At 65.8% G+C, this 15,981-nt stretch carries 13 protein-coding genes and 1 tRNA gene; 4 read left to right on the forward strand and 10 right to left on the reverse strand.

All coding sequences use genetic code 11. From position 1 onward, the window contains the following. Positions 1 to 152: 152 nt before the first annotated feature. Positions 153 to 229 (reverse strand) — tRNA-Met (locus tag LC092_RS15460). 582 nt (positions 230 to 811) lie between these two features. Here LC092_RS15460 and LC092_RS15465 point away from each other — a divergent pair. The 3 genes from LC092_RS15465 to LC092_RS15475 all read left to right on the forward strand — a co-directional run bounded on the left by LC092_RS15465 (position 812) and on the right by LC092_RS15475 (position 5,223). Then, complete coding sequence (locus LC092_RS15465) at positions 812 to 2,503, forward strand: cyclic peptide export ABC transporter (RefSeq protein WP_224808051.1); 1,692 nt, start codon at positions 812 to 814, stop codon at positions 2,501 to 2,503. Positions 2,504 to 2,681: 178 nt separating this feature from the next. Then, complete coding sequence (locus tag LC092_RS15470; RefSeq protein ID WP_224808052.1) at positions 2,682 to 3,968, forward strand: UDP-N-acetylglucosamine 1-carboxyvinyltransferase; 1,287 nt, start codon at positions 2,682 to 2,684, stop codon at positions 3,966 to 3,968. A 28-nt stretch (positions 3,969 to 3,996) separates the two neighbouring features. Continuing rightward, the gene (locus LC092_RS15475) at positions 3,997 to 5,223 is read left to right on the forward strand and encodes a mandelate racemase/muconate lactonizing enzyme family protein (protein ID WP_224808053.1); all 1,227 of its coding nucleotides are present in this window, start codon (positions 3,997 to 3,999) and stop codon (positions 5,221 to 5,223) included. A gap of 21 nt (positions 5,224 to 5,244) precedes the next feature. Here LC092_RS15475 and LC092_RS15480 read toward each other — a convergent pair whose 3' ends face one another. From LC092_RS15480 to LC092_RS15510, 7 genes are all read right to left on the reverse strand, one after another. Continuing rightward, positions 5,245 to 6,525, reverse strand: a complete 1,281-nt coding sequence (locus LC092_RS15480) for an amidase family protein (RefSeq protein WP_224808054.1) — start codon at positions 6,523 to 6,525, stop codon at positions 5,245 to 5,247. A gap of 47 nt (positions 6,526 to 6,572) precedes the next feature. Then, the gene (locus tag LC092_RS15485) at positions 6,573 to 7,244 is read right to left on the reverse strand and encodes a DUF2848 domain-containing protein (protein WP_224808055.1); all 672 of its coding nucleotides are present in this window, start codon (positions 7,242 to 7,244) and stop codon (positions 6,573 to 6,575) included. A gap of 12 nt (positions 7,245 to 7,256) precedes the next feature. Continuing rightward, on the reverse strand, positions 7,257 to 8,537 hold the full coding sequence (locus LC092_RS15490) for a TRAP transporter large permease (RefSeq protein ID WP_224808057.1): 1,281 nt from the start codon (positions 8,535 to 8,537) through the stop codon (positions 7,257 to 7,259). Further along, a complete protein-coding gene (locus tag LC092_RS15495) occupies positions 8,537 to 9,082 on the reverse strand; it encodes a TRAP transporter small permease subunit (protein WP_224808059.1) in 546 nt (181 codons plus the stop codon). Before LC092_RS15495 ends, LC092_RS15490 begins: the two co-directional genes overlap by 1 nt. 28 nt (positions 9,083 to 9,110) lie before the next feature. Then, positions 9,111 to 10,160, reverse strand: coding sequence for a TRAP transporter substrate-binding protein (locus LC092_RS15500; protein WP_224808061.1), 1,050 nt, complete (start codon positions 10,158 to 10,160; stop codon positions 9,111 to 9,113). 20 nt (positions 10,161 to 10,180) lie between these two features. Then, positions 10,181 to 10,984, reverse strand: coding sequence for a putative hydro-lyase (locus LC092_RS15505; RefSeq protein WP_224808184.1), 804 nt, complete (start codon positions 10,982 to 10,984; stop codon positions 10,181 to 10,183). A 130-nt stretch (positions 10,985 to 11,114) separates the two neighbouring features. Next, a complete protein-coding gene (locus LC092_RS15510; RefSeq protein ID WP_224808062.1) occupies positions 11,115 to 12,020 on the reverse strand; it encodes a LysR family transcriptional regulator in 906 nt (301 codons plus the stop codon). 303 nt (positions 12,021 to 12,323) lie between these two features. Between LC092_RS15510 and LC092_RS15515 the strand changes: the two genes are divergently transcribed. Further along, complete coding sequence (locus LC092_RS15515) at positions 12,324 to 12,935, forward strand: LysE family translocator (RefSeq protein ID WP_224808064.1); 612 nt, start codon at positions 12,324 to 12,326, stop codon at positions 12,933 to 12,935. A 41-nt stretch (positions 12,936 to 12,976) separates the two neighbouring features. Here the strand turns inward: LC092_RS15515 and htpG are convergent, their stop codons facing one another. Together htpG and LC092_RS15525 are read right to left on the reverse strand one after the other, a co-directional pair. After that, positions 12,977 to 14,974 (reverse strand): molecular chaperone HtpG, encoded by a 1,998-nt coding sequence (gene htpG / locus LC092_RS15520; RefSeq protein ID WP_224808066.1) that lies wholly within the window; start codon positions 14,972 to 14,974, stop codon positions 12,977 to 12,979. A gap of 115 nt (positions 14,975 to 15,089) precedes the next feature. Continuing rightward, on the reverse strand, positions 15,090 to 15,857 hold the full coding sequence (locus tag LC092_RS15525) for a glycerophosphodiester phosphodiesterase family protein (protein WP_224808068.1): 768 nt from the start codon (positions 15,855 to 15,857) through the stop codon (positions 15,090 to 15,092). Between the last annotated feature and the right edge of the window lie 124 nt (positions 15,858 to 15,981).

Below are 15,981 nucleotides of genomic sequence, written 5' to 3' on the forward strand. Positions count from 1 at the left end.
TGGCTGATCAGCTTCATGAGCTATGATCTGGGATACATCGACCTGGAGCAGAGAACACTACAAACAATCGACAACCCGTTCGGCACGAGGTTGTAACCCATGTCTCCGGTACAAACCGTGACCCATGTCTCCGGATCGGACATATTGGAAAGTGGTAGCGGAGGAGGGACTCGAACCCCCGACACGCGGATTATGATTCCGCTGCTCTAACCGGCTGAGCTACTCCGCCGTCCGTGCCGCGGAAATGGCTCCCGCGCGGATGTGAGCCGCATATAGTCGCCGGCGCGGCGAACTGTCAAGCCACCTGATGCGTTTGCCGGGCGTTCTCCCCAGACCGGGGCCTTTCATCCGCGGTCCGCCCCGGACGGAAGGCATGGGACGGATGGACGGGGCCTGCGGAAACGCCGTCGCCCGCGCGTGCCCAGAGCCCCCTCGGCAGGGACGGCGCCGCGTCCGCCACACCGGCCTCTCGGCGTGTCAGGCCCGCTCCCGGTCCGGCCAGCGCCGCGGCGCCAATCGCTGGGGGCGGGGATGGCAAGACGCCTGTCGCCACGCCCGCTCCCGCCGCCGGTCCACGCGCGCACATGCCGCCAATGCTTGCCCGCGCGCCAAGGGAAGGGTACGAGAAGGCCGCACCGTTTTGCTGCAAGGCGGGCTCCCGGGATGCCACCCGACGACGAACCGACGGCGGAGACGACCGGGCACGGGCTTCGTCCTCGACAAGGCCGCTGGGAGACGGGCTTGCGAAAACGCGCGTTGCGGCTCTCCATTGAGGCGCGCGCGAGGCAACGCGTAATCAGGGGAGCAACGCGTGAGCGCTGCGAAAGACACGAAATCGGCGGCGGGCAATCTCTTCCTGCTGTTTTCCTTCCTGATCCGGGACGGCAACCTGCTGCGCTCGCCGGTGCTCGCCTACGCGATCCTTGCAAGCTTCACCCGGTCGGGAATGATTTTCGCCATCAACGCGATCGCCGGCGGGGCGGCCATCGCATTCGGCAATGTCGCGCTGCTCGCCGTCACGGTGATCTCGACGCTGACCTTCTCGCATCTCGCCCGGGTCAATTCGTTCAAGCTCGTCGAAACCACCAAGCGGCGGATGCGGACCCGGCTGAGCCGCCGCCTGCTGGATGCGCGCGCGGACTATCTGGCGACCCGCGATCAGGGCAAGGTCTATTCCATCGTCACCCATGAGGTGAACCAGATCTCCAGCGCCTCGACCAATTTCATCGAATCGCTCGAGGCCTGCCTGCTGATCGCCTTCTGCATTCCCTATCTCTTCTACCTGTCGTGGCCGAGCGGCGCGGCGACGCTTGCGGCCGTCATCGTCGGCGGGCTCGGCTATCTTCTCGCGCAGGGGCCGGCCCAGGCCAGCGCGGAAGCCGCGTCGCGCATCGAATGGCAGTTCTTCGACCGGATCAACGACGTGCTGCGCGGCTACAAGGAATTGCGCCTGCGCGAAGCCCGCAAGGACGAGCTGCAGAACGACATCGTCGACATCTCCCTGCGCGAGCGCGCGCTGAAGCTCGTGGCGGAACGCTACTACAGCCTCGGCCAGGTCTTTGCCCAGGGGGCGATGATGGGACTGCTCTGCGCCATTGTCGTCGGCCTTCCGCTGCTGGCGGGAACCGAAACCGCCACCGTCCTGCAGATCCTCACCGTCGTGCTCCTGACCTACGGGCCGATCGAGACGGTAATGGGCAATCTCTCCTCCTTTTCGCGCGCAACCGTTGCCAAGCGGCTGATCGACGGGCTGGAACGCGATCTCATCCGCGAGACGGAAGATCCGGCGACGCTCGACCGGACGGCCGGTCCCGCATCCTTCCGTCGCATCGAGCTCAAGGGCGCAACCACGATCCTGACGAGCACCAGCACCTCGGGCGACGACGAGACCTTCACGGTCGGCCCGCTCGACCTGACACTGGTGCCGGGCGAAGTCGTGTTCATCTGCGGCGGCAACGGCGCCGGCAAGTCGACGCTGATTTCATTGCTCACCGGTCTGCGCCAGCCGGACGGGGGCCAGATCCTGCTCGACGGCCAGCCGGTCGGCGACAGGGACCTTGCCCGCTACCGCAGTCTGTTCAGCGCGGTGTTCAGCGAGTTCCACCTGTTTTCGCGGCTCTATGGCCTGAGCGCGGACGAACGGGCCGCCATCCCGGGCCATCTGGCCGATCTGGACCTCGCCCACCGCGTTTCGGTGACCGACGAGAAGTTTTCCACGCTGGCGCTGTCGTCGGGCCAGAAGCGGCGGCTGGCACTTTCGGTGGCGCTCGCCGAAAAGCGCCCGATCATCGTGCTGGACGAATTCGCGGCCGATCAGGATCCGGTCCGCCGCGCGCTCTTCTATGACATTCTGGTGCCGCAGATGGCCCGCGACGGCCATCTCGTCCTCGCCGTGACCCACGACGAACACCGCTTCGCGCAATGCGACCGGCTGATCCGGATGGAAGCGGGACAGATCGTCTCCGACGAACGCATGGACGGCGGCGCGCGCAAGGCCGTATAGCCCAGCGGGTGCGGGACGTGCGACCGGGCGGCGGCGTGCCCCCGGTCCGCCACACCCTTGCCCGACAACGGCCGTTTGCCGTTGGCGGAAATCTCCATTAGGAAACGGACGCAGGACTAGCCTTGCCGACATGCGCGTCGAGCAGGAATCACCGGGATCATTTGGAGACACGCGTCACATGGCCGATCTTTTCGTCGACGGCGGACATCCGATTGCGGGCACGGTCAGCCCGTCGGGAAACAAGAACGCCGTCCTTCCCATGTTGTGCGCCACATTGCTCACCGACGAGCCGGTGACGCTGGAAAACGTTCCCGAAATCAGCGACGTGGAAAAGATCCTCGCCTATTTCGAGCGCATGGGCTCCACGGTGGCCCGCGCCGACGACGGCGCGACGCTGACCATTCGTCACGATTTCGCGGCCTTTCGCGACGCAAAGGCAGAACTGCCGCTCGGCATCCGCTCCGCCGTGCTTTTGCTGGCGCCGGTGATGGTGCGCACCGGCACCTTGCGCTTCGACACGGATGCAAAGGGCTGCGCGCTGGGCCTGCGCGAGATCGATCCGCATCTGGAAATCCTCGAGCAGTTCGGCAGCCGGATCGTTGCGACGCAACCCTATGACATCCGCCGCGACGGCACGCTCGAAGGCCAGGAGATCTGGGCCGACTATGCCTCCGTCACCGCGACCGAGACCTTCGCCATGATGGCGGCCACCGCCAGGGGCACCTCCGTCCTGATGAATGCCGCCTCCGAGCCGCATGTGCAGGCATTGTGCCGGATGCTCACCGACATGGGCGCGCGGATCGACGGCCTCGGCACTTCGCGGCTGACGATCACCGGCGTGGAGAAGCTCTCCGGCACCCGCGCGCGCGTTCCCGACGATCACCATGAGGTCGCGACCTTCCTGGCGATCGGTGGCGTCACCGGCGGCCGGCTGACCGTCAAGACCGACGTGACCGAACACATGACGCTGATCCTGCGTCAGCTTTCCAAGCTCGGTCTGCAGTTCGAGGTGGAAGACGGCGCGATCACCGTGACCGGCTGGACGCGCGAGGTGCAGCGCCCCTACACCCGCGAGATGCTGCCGAAGATCGAGGCCGCGCCCTGGCCCTATTTCCCGGCCGATCTCCTGCCCCAGGCCATCGGCGTTGCGGTCGGCTGCAATTCGGAGATCATGTTCTGGAACAAGATCTACGAAGGCGCGCTGGGCTGGAGCTCCGAACTCGCCAAGTTCGGCGCACGTGTGCACCTATCCGACCCGCACCGGCTGATCGTCTTCGGCGGCAACTCCTTGCGCCCGGCGGTGGTGGAAGCGCCCTACATCATCCGCGTGGTGCTCGGGCTGTTCCTGGCCGCGATCCAGGTGGAAGGCCAGTCGCTGATCAAGAACGCCGATCCGATCCGCCGCGCCCATCCGCGCTTCGTCGAAAAGCTCACGGAACTGGGCGCCAAGGTCCGCTGGACCTGAAAGCGTCCGCAAGCTGAAGGAGCCCCGGATGAAACTTGCCGCACTCGAGACCTTCGTCGTCGGCAATCCGCCACCGGGCTTCGGCGGGCGCTACTTCGTCTTCGTCAAGCTGGCGACCGCCTGCGGGATCGTCGGCTACGGCGAGATCTATACGGCGGCGTTTTCGCCTTTCGTCGTGGAACAGATGGCGCTGGACCTTTTTGCCCGCTATCTCGACGGCGCCGATCCGTTTCGTTGCGAGGCCTTCTTTCGCCGCGCCTACGGCTCGGGCTTTTCACAGCGCCCCGATCCGTCGATGGCGGGGGTGGTCTCCGGGCTAGAGATGGCGATGTGGGACATCGTCGGCAAGGCGGTCGACAAACCCGTGCATGCGCTGTTGGGCGGCCGGGTGCATGAGCGCCTGCGCAGCTACACCTATCTCTATCCCTCGCAAGGCGAGGATCCGGCGACCTTCTACCATGATGCGGACCGGGCGGCGGAAACAGCAGAACGCTATGTCGCGCAGGGTTTCACCGCCGTAAAATTCGATCCCGCCGGCCCCTATTCCGTCTACGACGGCCGCCAGCCGGATCTGGACGCGCTTGAGCGGTGCGACGCCCTCTGTCGCAAGGTGCGCGAGGCGGTCGGCACCCGGGCGGACCTGCTGTTTGGAACGCACGGCCAATTCACCGCCTCGGGGGCGCTGCGCCTGGCGCGGCGGCTGGAGGCCCATGATCCGCTGTGGCTTGAGGAACCCGTGCCGCCGGATGCACCGGAGGAAATGGCGAAGGTGGCGCGCGGAACATCCATTCCCGTGGCAACCGGCGAACGACTTTGCACCAAATGGGAGTTTGCGCGCGTGCTGACGAGCGGCGCCGCCTCCATCCTGCAGATGAACCTCGGTCGGGTCGGTGGACTGCTGGAGGCGAAGAAGATCGCCGGCATGGCGGAGGCCTTCCACGCCCAGATCGCGCCGCACCTCTACTGCGGGCCGATTGTGGCCGCCGCCAATATCCAGCTTGCCGCCTGTTCGCCCAACTTCCTGATCCTGGAAAGCATCGGAACCTTCGACGGTTTTCACACCCGGCTGCTCAAGACGCCGATTGTCTGGGAAAACGGCTACGTGGTGACGCCGACGGCGCCCGGCCTGGGCGTGGAGCTCGATGAGGAGGTCGCCCGCGCCCATCCCTACGAAGGGGAAGGCCTGCACCTCGACATGGCGCAGACCCCGGTCGATCCTACCCGCGACGCCCGTTTCGGCGTGCCGCGCCCCTGAGGCCGCGGCACGCGGCGCACGTCAGCCGTTCAGGTCGCGGTCGAGGCGCGCACCGACGCTGAGGACACGCGTGTCCTGTCCTTTCGCGCCGCCGATCATCAGCGCTCCGGGACGTCCGGTGCCGGTCGTGCGCGTCGGCATGGTCATGGCGCAGGCATCGGCCAGATTGAGCAGCGACGTGTTGCGCAGCATCGCCGCATTGACCCGGTCGAAGTCGGCTTCGGCCTCGCGGATCGTCGGCGGAAGGATCTGCAGGGTCGGCGCGATCAGCGCATCGAAGCCGGACAGCGCCTCGGCAAGGCGGGCAATCACCGCCCGGCGCTGCGCATAGGCCTCGGCAATCTCTTCGGCCGAGGACGCCTCGCTGATGCGGATGCGCGCCAGCACGCGCGGATCGCCGATCACAGCCAACTGATCCAGGTCGTCCTTGTAAACCTCATGCGCTTCCGCCGAAACCAGCAGGCGATTGAGACCGAGCGCTTCGTGCAGGAAGGTCAGGTCCAGTTCGACAAGCGTGTGGCCGCTGTCCTCAATCCGCGCCTTCGCCGCCTCGAAGTGACCACTCGACCAGCCATCGAGATCGTTGGTGAAGGCGCCTTTGGGCACCGCAAGCCGCAGCGGACCCGATGCCGCCTCGACCGCCTCGGCGGGTGTCGCGCTCATCACCGCAAAGGCGGCGAGCATGGTGGCGAAATTGCGGGCCAGCGGACCGCAGGAATCGAAGGAACCCGCCAGCGGATGCACGCCCTGGAGCGGCACCGCGTCCTGGCTCGGCTTGTGACCGTAAAGACCGTTGATGGCGGCCGGAATGCGCACCGACCCGCCCGTATCCGTTCCAAGCGCGACATCGGCAAGGCCGAGCCCCACGCTCACGGCACCGCCGGAGGTGGACCCGCCCGGGATGCCCTCGTCGTCGAACACATTGGCCGGCGTTCCGTAGTGCGGATTAAGCCCGACGCCGGAATAGGCGAGCTCGCTCATCGTCGTTCGGGCGAAGGGAACGCCGCCGGCATCTTTGATCCGTTGCACAACCGGACAGTCAGCGGTTGCCGGCTCCCGGTCGCGCAGGAGGCGGGAGGCTGCAGTCGTGCGCTGGCCCGCCTCGTCGTACAAATCCTTGACGCTGACCAGAAGGCCTGCGAGCGGCAAGGGCCGGTCGGCGGCGGCAACACGGGCTTCCGCCCCGCTTGCGTCCCTGCGGATCCGCTCCGGATCGAACTGCGTGAACAGCTTGCCCGCGGCCTCGCCCATCGCCTCCACCCGAGCAATCGCGGCTTCGGCCTTGTTGACTATCTCTCCCATGTCCCCTCCGGTCGGGCGACCGCGCGCCCATGTCAAACGAACGCCGATCAGGATATGATCGGCAGTGTCCTGATCTGGTAGCGGTGCGCGATGGTGCGATCAAGCTCGGGATCGCGCAGCTCCATCCGGAAGGCGGCAGCCGGGCGCACTCCGCCGATGGCGCCGAAGGTTCCGCACAAGACAGCAGCGGCCCCCCGGGCGGAAGACGCAAGCCCCGCACCGTCGATCAGCTCCTGCAGTGGCCGGATCGAGGCGATGCTCCCCTCCTGATAGAGGGTCCACTCCGCGTCCGGCGTTTCCTGGATCCAGGAGCGCAGCTCGAGGCTTTCCAGCCGCCCGGCGACCTCGGACAGGCGCCACAGATCGCGCGCGACCGGCTTGGCGCAGATCTGCTTGGACAGCGCGACCGAATGCGCTTCCAGCTCGCGGTCGGTGTGATCGGAGGCAAGGCCGAGATAGTATTCGCCGGCATGAGACACGATGAAGGGTTCGACCTCGCCCGACGTGCCCTCCCCGACGACCTCGATTTCGGCCGCCTGGGTCAGCTGGGCGGCCGCGCAGCGATAATAGAGCGGCACGGTGGACGGCGGCGCCACGCCAAGCGCGGCAAGCTCGTCGATGTGATGGCGGATCGCCTCCGGATCGCGTCCCGTCCAGCCGGCAACGGTGAGATCGCGAACGTCGATGGAAATGACGCCATCGTCGAGAAAGAATTCCATTTCAGACCCTTTTTAAAGACTGTTCGGAAGGAAGAGGGCGACATCCGGCACGAGGACGAGCAGTGCCACCATCGCCAGCATCACCAGCACATAGGGAATGGTCCCGACCATCACCTCCGACAGGGTGCCGGATTTGCGCGCGCCTTGAACGACATAGAGGTTCAGCCCCACCGGCGGCGTGATCAGCGCCATTTCCACCAGCACGATCATCAGGATGCCGAACCAGACCGGATCGTATCCAAGGCCGATGACCACGGGCACGACGATGGGAATGGTCGCCACCATCAGCGACAGCGTCTCGATGAAGAACCCGAGCACGATGTAGAGCAGGATCACGACGAGGAGCGTGCCGACGGGCGGCAGGTCCAGGCCTGTGAGCATCGCCTGCAACTCCCGTCCAAGCCCCGCCGAGGCCAGCGTGAAATTGAGGAAATAGGCGCCGGTGATCACCAGCATGATCATCGCGGTGATGCCGATGGTGCCGAGCAGGCTGTCGCGCATCATGCGCATCGACACACCGCCATGCGCGGCGGCGATGGCAAGCGCGATCGCCACACCCACGGCTGCCGATTCCGTCGGCGTCGCCCAGCCGGCGTAGATCGTGCCGATCACCACGGTGAAGAGAATGATGATCGGAATGAGCTGCAGCAGGCTGGCGAAACGCTCGCCCCAGCCGAAGCTGCGGCTTTCGCCACCGAGCGAGGGCTTGATCTTGCACAGGATGGCTGTGATCACGATGAAGGCCAGCGCCATCATCAGTCCCGGCAGCAGTCCGGCGAGGAAAAGCCGCGGGATCGAGGTCTGGGTCAGAAAGCCGTAGACGATCAGGTTGATCGACGGCGGGATCAAAATGCCCAGCGTTCCGCCTGCGGCAATCGCCCCGGAGAAGAGCCGCGGATCATAGCCGAGCCGTTCCGCCTGCGGCATGGCGACGGTGGCGACCGTCGCGGCGGTTGCCACCGACGATCCCGACGTCGCCGAAAACATCGTCGCCGTGCCGATGTTGGCGTGGATCAGCCCGCCCGGCAGCCATGAGAACCATTTGTCGAGCGAGGCATAGGTCTTTTCCGCCACCCCGCCGCGCACCAGGATTTCGCCCAACAGCACGAAAAAGGGAATGGCGATCAGCGTGGCGTGATTGGAGGCGGACCAGACCACCTGCCCCAAGCCGCGCATCAGCGGAAAGGCGGAGAAGAACTGGTCGATGCCGAACCCGAGCAGGAACAACACGATGCCGACGGGAATGGAGAGGGACAAGAGCCCAAGCAGCGCGACCGCGACGCTCCAGATCATTACTCGGTCTCCACTTCAGATCCCGGCCCGACAAGGGCTTCCACCTTGGAAAAGTCTCGGCGCAGCAGAAGCGCGCAGGTCAATGCGACCAGCACGCAGGCCGAGACCGCGAACCAGACCCAGCCGGAGAACCACACGACCTGCGGGATCCACAGGGGCGTTTCCAGCGGCGTGTTCGCCCGCGACGACCGCGTGATCGATTTTTCCAGAACCGGCCAGGCCTGGAAGGCGATGATGCTGACGGTCGCGGCCAGGACGGTGATCGCGAAAAGGTCCATCAGCGCCTTGCCGCCGGCGCGAAGCTTGTGGCGGATCAGGTCGATACGCACATGGGCAAGCTCGGTGAGCGCATAGGAGAGGCCCCAGCTCGCCACGCCGGCCATGACATAGCCGGAGATCTCGTCGGATCCGCCCAGCGAGCGGGCGAACTGGCGCATGGTGATGTCGACAATGATGAACCCGGCGGTGACGAGAAGCACCACTCCAAGGACCAGTGCGATCATCTTATTGAGACGGCGCAGGGCCGTTGCAATTGTATCGATCATATCTCGGTCTCCGCCGGGTTCCTTCTCATCAGTTCAGCGGGATCGACACGCCGACAACCTGGCCGACGCTGTCGTTCCAGCGCTTGGCCCAGTCGTCGCCCGCGCGCTGCGCCCACTCAGGCAGAACCGTATCGGTGAGAATGGCACGGGCAGCCGCGATGTCCGCCTCGCTCGGCTCGACGAGCTTCAGCGATGCCGGATCGCCGGCGGCGCAGTCGCCGTTGCCGGTCAGGCAGGCGATGTCGCTCTCCAGCGAGCCTGCCGCCACATCCCACGCCGGGGCTTCGAACTTCGTGGCGACCTTATCCTGGATCAGGGTCTTGGTCTCATCCGACAGGCTATTCCAGCGGTCCATGTTCATCGCCGTCACGACGGCATCCCAGCCGCCGAGCGGCAGCGTCATCAGCGTGTCGGTGACTTCCCACCAGCCGGCGGAATAGCCCGAACCGGAGCCGGTCACGGCGCAATCGATCACACCACGCTCCAGCGCGCCCGGCACTTCCGAGAAGCCGACGTTGACGCCTTCGGCGCCCAGCGCCTCCAGGAACTTCGTCGTCATGCGGCCGGATCCGCGGATCTTCTTGCCTTCAAGATCGGCAAGCGACGACAGCTCGCCCTTGCAGAAGACGACCTGCGGCGGATAGGGCGCGATGGCGAGCAGCTTGGCGTTGAAGCGGTTCGCGAAGATTTCCTCCACCATCGGGCGGGCGGCGTCCACCATCGCCTTGGCCTCTTCCGCGGTCGTCGCGAGCAGCGGCACATCGAGCCCTTCCAGCTCCGGCGCATCGCCCACGGCGTAGTCGGCGACCGTCATACCGACGTCGAACACGCCGTCGCCCAGCATGCGGAAGACGTCGCCGCCCTTGATGCCCATCTGGTCGTGGGTGGTCAGCTGCACGGTAATGTCACCGCCGGACGCCTCGGGAAGCGTCTCGGTCCAGAACGGCGCCTCGAACTGCTTGTGCAGCGGCAGGCCGCTCCAGCTACCCACCACGGAAATCTCCTCGGCCGCGACCGGCGCGAGCGCCAGCAGGGATACCGCCGATGCGGCTGCGATGCGGGTTAGGGCATATTTCATGTCAACTCTCCTCTGGGTTTTCAGGTCGACGATTGGCGGGCGCCGCCGAGAGAAAACTCGGCCGCATCCGCGGATAGATCGGTGACGAGCATGTGGCCTGGCTCATGGGTGATCGCGAGGTCCGGGCGGGCCGCGCGGATCGCCATTTGCGGGGTCACGCCGCAGGCCCAGAACACCGGAATATCACCGGGCTCAAGGGTCGGCACTTCGCCGAAGTCGGGGGACATGAGATCCGCGATGCCGATCTGGGCGGGATCGCCGATATGCACCGGCGCGCCATGGGCAAGACGATAGCGATCGGACAGAAGCACCGCCTGGATCGCGTCAGCGGCCTTGAAGGCGCGCATCGACACGACCATCGGGCCGGAAAACGGTCCGGCCGGCTCGGTCTGGATCGAGGTGATGTACATCGCAACATTCTGCTTGCGGGCGATATGCGGAAGCGGAATGCCGGCCCTTAGAATGGCCGCCTCGAAGGAAAAGGAACAGCCGAGCACGAAGGAGACGAGATCGTCCCGCCAGACCTCTTCGAGATCGGACACGCGGGCAAATCCCTCCTGATCGGCCTTGAAAACCCGGTAGGCGCCGATGTCGGTGCGAATGTCGAGATCGCGCCCGAGCGCGGGGATCCTCGGATCGCCCGGCTCCGAGATCCCGATCACCGGACAGGGCTTGGGGTTGCGCTGGCAGTAGCGCAGGAAATCCCCCGCAAGCGCGCTCGGCAGAATGGCGAGATTGCCTTGAAGGGCGCCCTCGGCGTAGCCGGATGTCGGGCTGCGAACGTCGCCTGCGCGAATGGCGCGGCGCAGGTCTTCCGGAGACATCCGCCGCGGGTCAAGCGCCGCCTCGAGGTGTGTCTTGGCTGTGGCCGTCACGGTCCGCATACCCTCCCTTGTATGACAAGTGAAGGATTGCGGTCGAAATTGATCTTGTCAAGTTATCGTCTGAAGATTTTTATGATCTATTTAAACGATCACTTTGATCGCAGGCCAGAGCGATCGAGGCCACTGCCGCGCCGAGCTCGGCATTGCGCTCGGGCATATAGGCGACCATGAAGCGCAGATTTGCGAGCTTCGCCGCATCGACAACGGGCAAGGACTTGATGCGCTTGCCGAAGGGTTCGGCCTCCGCCATGCGCTCGGGCAGGACCCCGATGCCGAAGCCATCCGCGACCAGGTGAATGACGGTCGAGAGCGATGCGGACCCGTGCAGCTCGAGCGCTGGCAGGTCCGGCGCGGAGAGCAGAGCCTCAAGTTCGCGAAACGGCGGCGTCGCCTTGGGAAAGGTGACGATGGTATGGCCGGCCAGCTCCGCCAGCGACATCGGTTCGGCCGGCAGGTGCATGTCGAGGGTTCCGTACCAGCCGAGCTTCAGCGGGGTCAGGGCGACGGAGGCGGCACCGCGCGGAACGCTCTCGCGCAGCAGGATGGCGACATCCAGCTCATCGTCGGCAAGAGCCGCGCTCAATTGCCCGGATGTGTCCACCGACAGCTCAAAACGCACCTTCGGATGCGCGTTCTTGAGCTGCGCCAGAAGATCCGACAACAGCGTGTGAACGATGGTTTCCGCGACACCGATGCGCACGGTGCCGCTCAACCCGCCGGGCCGCGTGACCTCCTGCACCAGCCGGTCGCGCGCCGCGACCAGCCGATGCGCTTCCTCCAGAAAGCGGCGCCCGACGGGGGTCAGGCGCACCTGCCGCCGGGCCCGGTCGAAGATCTGGATCCCGAGGCGCTTTTCCAGCGCCAGCACCCGGTTGGAGATCGCCGACTGCGACAGGCCGTACTTTTGTGCCGCAGCGCGAAACCCGCCGGCGCGCACGATGTCCTGCAGGATCTCGATATCTTTCAGTTCAAACACCAACCGCCTCCTCGCGCGCACCGGTCCCCGCCACGGCGCAAGCACCTTAGCCAATTGCTGCGCCCTGTCACGCAGACAGCAAGCGTCCGCTGCAGAGGGCTTTAATCCGCCAGACGGTGGACACTGCGGATTTTCAAGACTTGATTGTCCTGAGCGGGATCGTTTTATCTTAAAGGTCCCCGCCCGGTGCCATCGCCTTTCCGGCGACATCACGCATCGCCCTCATGATCCGAAGCCGATCGCCAGAGTGTCGAACGCCGGCTTCCCCGCCCGCATCGCCTGAAAACCGAAACGAACCGCTCCATGCCCTTCGACCAGCTCTTTGCCTTCGCCACCTTCGCCTATGTGGCCTCGGCAACCCCCGGCCCGAACAACATCCTGTTGACCGCTGTCGGCGGCGCCGGCGGTATTCGCGGCGGGCTTCCGGTCTTGCTCGGCATCGTCTTCGGCTTTTCCGCGATGGTCTTCCTGCTGGCCTTCGGCCTCGGGCGCACGGTCTTCACCATGGACGCGGTGCTCGACACCATCCGATACGGCGGCCTCGCGGTGCTCGCCTGGCTTGCCTGGAAGATCGCCACCGCGCCCGTTGCACAGGCCGACGAACCCGTGCCGGACCTCGGTAGGCGCGGCAGTTTCCTGGGCGCGGCGCTGTTTCAATGGGTCAACCCGAAGGCCTGGATCGTGGCGGCGGGCGCGATCACCTCGTTCCTGCAGCCGGACCTTCCGGTTCTCGCCCAGGCCACGACGCTCGCCGCCGTCTTCATCCTGGCCGGCGCTTTCGGCTGCCTGCCGTGGCTCGCCTTCGGCGCGGTGGTCAAGCGCTTCCTGCGCGATCCGCTGCATGCCCGCCTCTTCAATGTGGCGATGGCGTTGCTGCTCGTGATCTCGATGCTGCTGGTGGTCTTCGGCGGCTGACGCGGGCATCGCGCCAGCCGCCCTTTTGTCACTCAAACGGATCAGACGAGGCCCTTGCGCATGACCTCGCCGAGACGGCGCGCGAAGGCCGCCGTATCGCTCGGGGCGTCGCCGTCCAGGATCCGCGCCTGATCGAAAAGCAGCCACGCCATGTCGGCGAGTTTGCCCTTGTCGCCATCGCCGCTCAGACGCCTGGACAGGCCCTCCACAAGGGCATGCGACGGGTTGAACTCAAGAACCGGCGCAAAGGCCCCGGACGCCGCCCCGGTCTGGCGGGCCATCAGCTTTTCCAGCTGCCGATCGGGACCATGCTCGGGCGCGACCAGACACACGGGGCTCTCCGAAAGCCTTGAGGACGAGCGCACGTCGGACACGCTCTCGCCGAGCGTTTCCTTCAGGAACGCTGTGACCAGTCCGATATCGGCCTTCTCGCCGGCATCAGAGTCCTTGGCCTTGTCCTCCGTGTCCGCGTCGCCTTCGACGGGGATGGCATCAAGCGCCGCCGCGCCCTGGGTGACCGACTGGAACGGCTTTCCTTCAAACCCTTGAGCCATCTGCACCCAGAAGGCATCGACCGGATCGGCGAGATAGAGCACCTCGACGCCGCGCGCGCGAAAACCCTCCAGATGCGGGCTGGAGGCGATCGCCTCGACGCTCGACCCGGTCGCATAGAAGATCTGCGTCTGGTTTTCCTTCATGTCGGCGACATAGTCGGCAAGCGTGCGCCAGCCTTCACCCTTGTCCTTGCTGGAGCGGAAGCGGGCCAGCGCCAGCAGCTTGTCCTTGCGCTCGAAGTCCTCGTAGATGCCTTCCTTCAGCACCGGGCCGAAATTTTCCCAGATCTTGAGGAAGGTCTCGGGATCGTTGTCGGACAGCTTCTGCAGCTCGCTCAGGATGCGGTTGGTCACACCCTTGCGGATCGATTCCAGCACCGGATTGTGCTGCAGCATCTCGCGCGACAGGTTGAGCGGCAGATCGGCGCTGTCGATCACGCCGCGCGCAAACCTCAGCCAGGCCGGCAGCAGATCGACGTCGTCTGCAATGAACACCCGCCGCACATAGAGCTTCACCCGCCCCTTGCGGTCGGGATCGAACAGGTCGAAGGGTTTCATCGACGGCAGGAAGATGAGCACGGAATACTCGTGCCGGCCTTCCGCGCGGTAATGCAGCGTCAGCGCCGGATCGTCGTATTGGCCGGACACATGGCCATAGAATTCCTTGTATTCCTCCGCCGAGACATCGGACTTCGACTTCGTCCAGAGCGCCGTGCCGTCGGCAAGCTGGCGTTCGGCCGGAGCCTTTGCCAGCTGTGCGTTCTCCTCGTCTTCCGTTGCCGCCTCCGGCGCGGCGTCCTCCGCCGCCTTGGCCTCAAGGTCGACGAGCAGGATCGGCACGGGGACATGGGCGGAATAGGACCGAACGACCCGCTCGACTTCGCCCGCCTTCGCATAGGACAGCGCATCGTCCTTCAGATGAAGCACGACACGCGAGCCGCGGGCGGGCGCCTCGGCAAGATCCACCGGCTCGACGGTGAACTCGCCCATGCCATCAGAGCTCCAGCGCCAAGCCTCGTCGCTGCCGGCCGCCCGGCTCACGACCTCCACCTGATCCGCCACCATGAAGGCGGAATAGAAGCCGACGCCGAACTGCCCGATCAGCGCGGAGCCGTCCTTGGCCTCGCCGAGCTTGTCCATGAAGGCGCGGGTGCCGGAGCGGGCGATGGTGCCGAGATTTCCGATCATCTCCTCCTGCGTCATGCCGATGCCGTTGTCGGCAACGACAAGACGCTTGGCCGCCTCATCCACCTCGAGGCGGATGGCGAACTCCGGATCGTCCTTGATCAGGTCGGGCGCGGTCAGCGCGCTGTGGCGCAGCCGCTCGCAGGCGTCCGCCGCGTTGGAAATCAGCTCCCGCAGGAAGATGTCCTTGTTGGAATAGACGGAATGCACCATCAGGTGCAGAAGACGGGCCACCTCGGCCTGGAAGGCATGCGCCTTGGGGGCGGCATCGTCCGTCTTGGTCTTGGTTTCGGTCGTCATCGGGCTCGCGGCTCCTGTTGGATACGTCTCGATCAATCTGGGGGAGCGGCACGCGGGCCGCTCCGGCGGCTCAGATATCGGTGAAGCGACGGGCCGTTTCAAGCGTCACGCGCACTCACCACACGCCTTCTTCCTGCGCCACACGCTTGAGCACCGACGGCCGGTCGGTGACGATGCCGTTGACGCCGAGCCGGATGAGCCGGCGCATCTCCGCCTCCTCGTCGATGGTCCACACGTGAACCGCAATGCCGTGGCGATTGCAGTGGCGCAGGAAGCCCCCGGTCGCCAGCGGCACGCCGTATTGCGACAACGGGATCTGCGCGCAGGCGACATCGGGAACGCCGACCGGCGCGCGCCAGGACCCGAACCGAAGCACGGCGACACTGCGCGGGCCGGAACTGAGGCAGACCCGCTCGCCGAAGCGGGCCCGCGCGGCGCGCAACCGGCTATCCGAAAAGGATGCAACACAAACCCGGTCGAGACAGTTCATCCGCTCAAGCAGGTCCAGCGTCGGCGCGAGCGCGTGATCAGTCTTGATATCGATGTTGAAGCGCATCTCGGGCTGTTCTTCCAGCGCCTCCGCCAGGGTTAGCAGAGGCTCGCCGCCCGCAATCCGCACGCCCTGAAGATCCTGCATGCGCTGCGCGGAGACCACGCCGCGCCCGTCGGTGGTGCGCTCCAGCCGGTCGTCGTGAAAGACGACGACCGTTCCGTCGGAACTCGCCTGCACGTCGATCTCGATGAACCGGTAGCCCATCGCCGCCACGGTGGCAAAGGCGGCACGGCTGTTTTCCGGCTGCTCCAGCCCGCCGCCGCGATGGGCAAGGGCGGCAAACCGCTGGTCGGCCAGATAGGGGTGGACGGGGGAAAAGCCGTCGGCCATGACACACTGATCCTGCTGGCGCCCGGCACGCGGGCCATCCTCCAAGTCCTAGGACCGGGGCGCGGGATGTGCAATCGGGAGCGGAAAGATTGACGCCAATGTCCCGATCGGCTGCAATCGGCAA

Origin of the sequence: Stappia stellulata (genome assembly GCF_020176715.1) — a bacterium.
In the GTDB taxonomy this organism is placed as follows: Bacteria; Pseudomonadota; Alphaproteobacteria; order Rhizobiales; family Stappiaceae; genus Stappia.

What these genes read in the sequence shown, in the direction of transcription:
- LC092_RS15470 (WP_224808052.1), top strand. Translation starts at nt 2,682, where the DNA reads ATGGCCGATCTTTTCGTCGACGGCGGACATCCGATTGCGGGCACGGTC.
- LC092_RS15500 (WP_224808061.1), bottom strand. Translation starts at nt 10,160, where the DNA reads ATGAAATATGCCCTAACCCGCATCGCAGCCGCATCGGCGGTATCCCTG.
- LC092_RS15485 (WP_224808055.1), bottom strand. Translation starts at nt 7,244, where the DNA reads ATGGAATTCTTTCTCGACGATGGCGTCATTTCCATCGACGTTCGCGAT.
- LC092_RS15490 (WP_224808057.1), bottom strand. Translation starts at nt 8,537, where the DNA reads ATGATCTGGAGCGTCGCGGTCGCGCTGCTTGGGCTCTTGTCCCTCTCC.
- LC092_RS15525 (WP_224808068.1), bottom strand. Translation starts at nt 15,857, where the DNA reads ATGGCCGACGGCTTTTCCCCCGTCCACCCCTATCTGGCCGACCAGCGG.
- LC092_RS15505 (WP_224808184.1), bottom strand. Translation starts at nt 10,984, where the DNA reads ATGTCTCCGGAAGACCTGCGCCGCGCCATTCGCGCAGGCGACGTTCGC.
- LC092_RS15515 (WP_224808064.1), top strand. Translation starts at nt 12,324, where the DNA reads ATGCCCTTCGACCAGCTCTTTGCCTTCGCCACCTTCGCCTATGTGGCC.
- htpG (WP_224808066.1), bottom strand. Translation starts at nt 14,974, where the DNA reads ATGACGACCGAAACCAAGACCAAGACGGACGATGCCGCCCCCAAGGCG.
- LC092_RS15480 (WP_224808054.1), bottom strand. Translation starts at nt 6,525, where the DNA reads ATGGGAGAGATAGTCAACAAGGCCGAAGCCGCGATTGCTCGGGTGGAG.
- LC092_RS15495 (WP_224808059.1), bottom strand. Translation starts at nt 9,082, where the DNA reads ATGATCGATACAATTGCAACGGCCCTGCGCCGTCTCAATAAGATGATC.
- LC092_RS15475 (WP_224808053.1), top strand. Translation starts at nt 3,997, where the DNA reads ATGAAACTTGCCGCACTCGAGACCTTCGTCGTCGGCAATCCGCCACCG.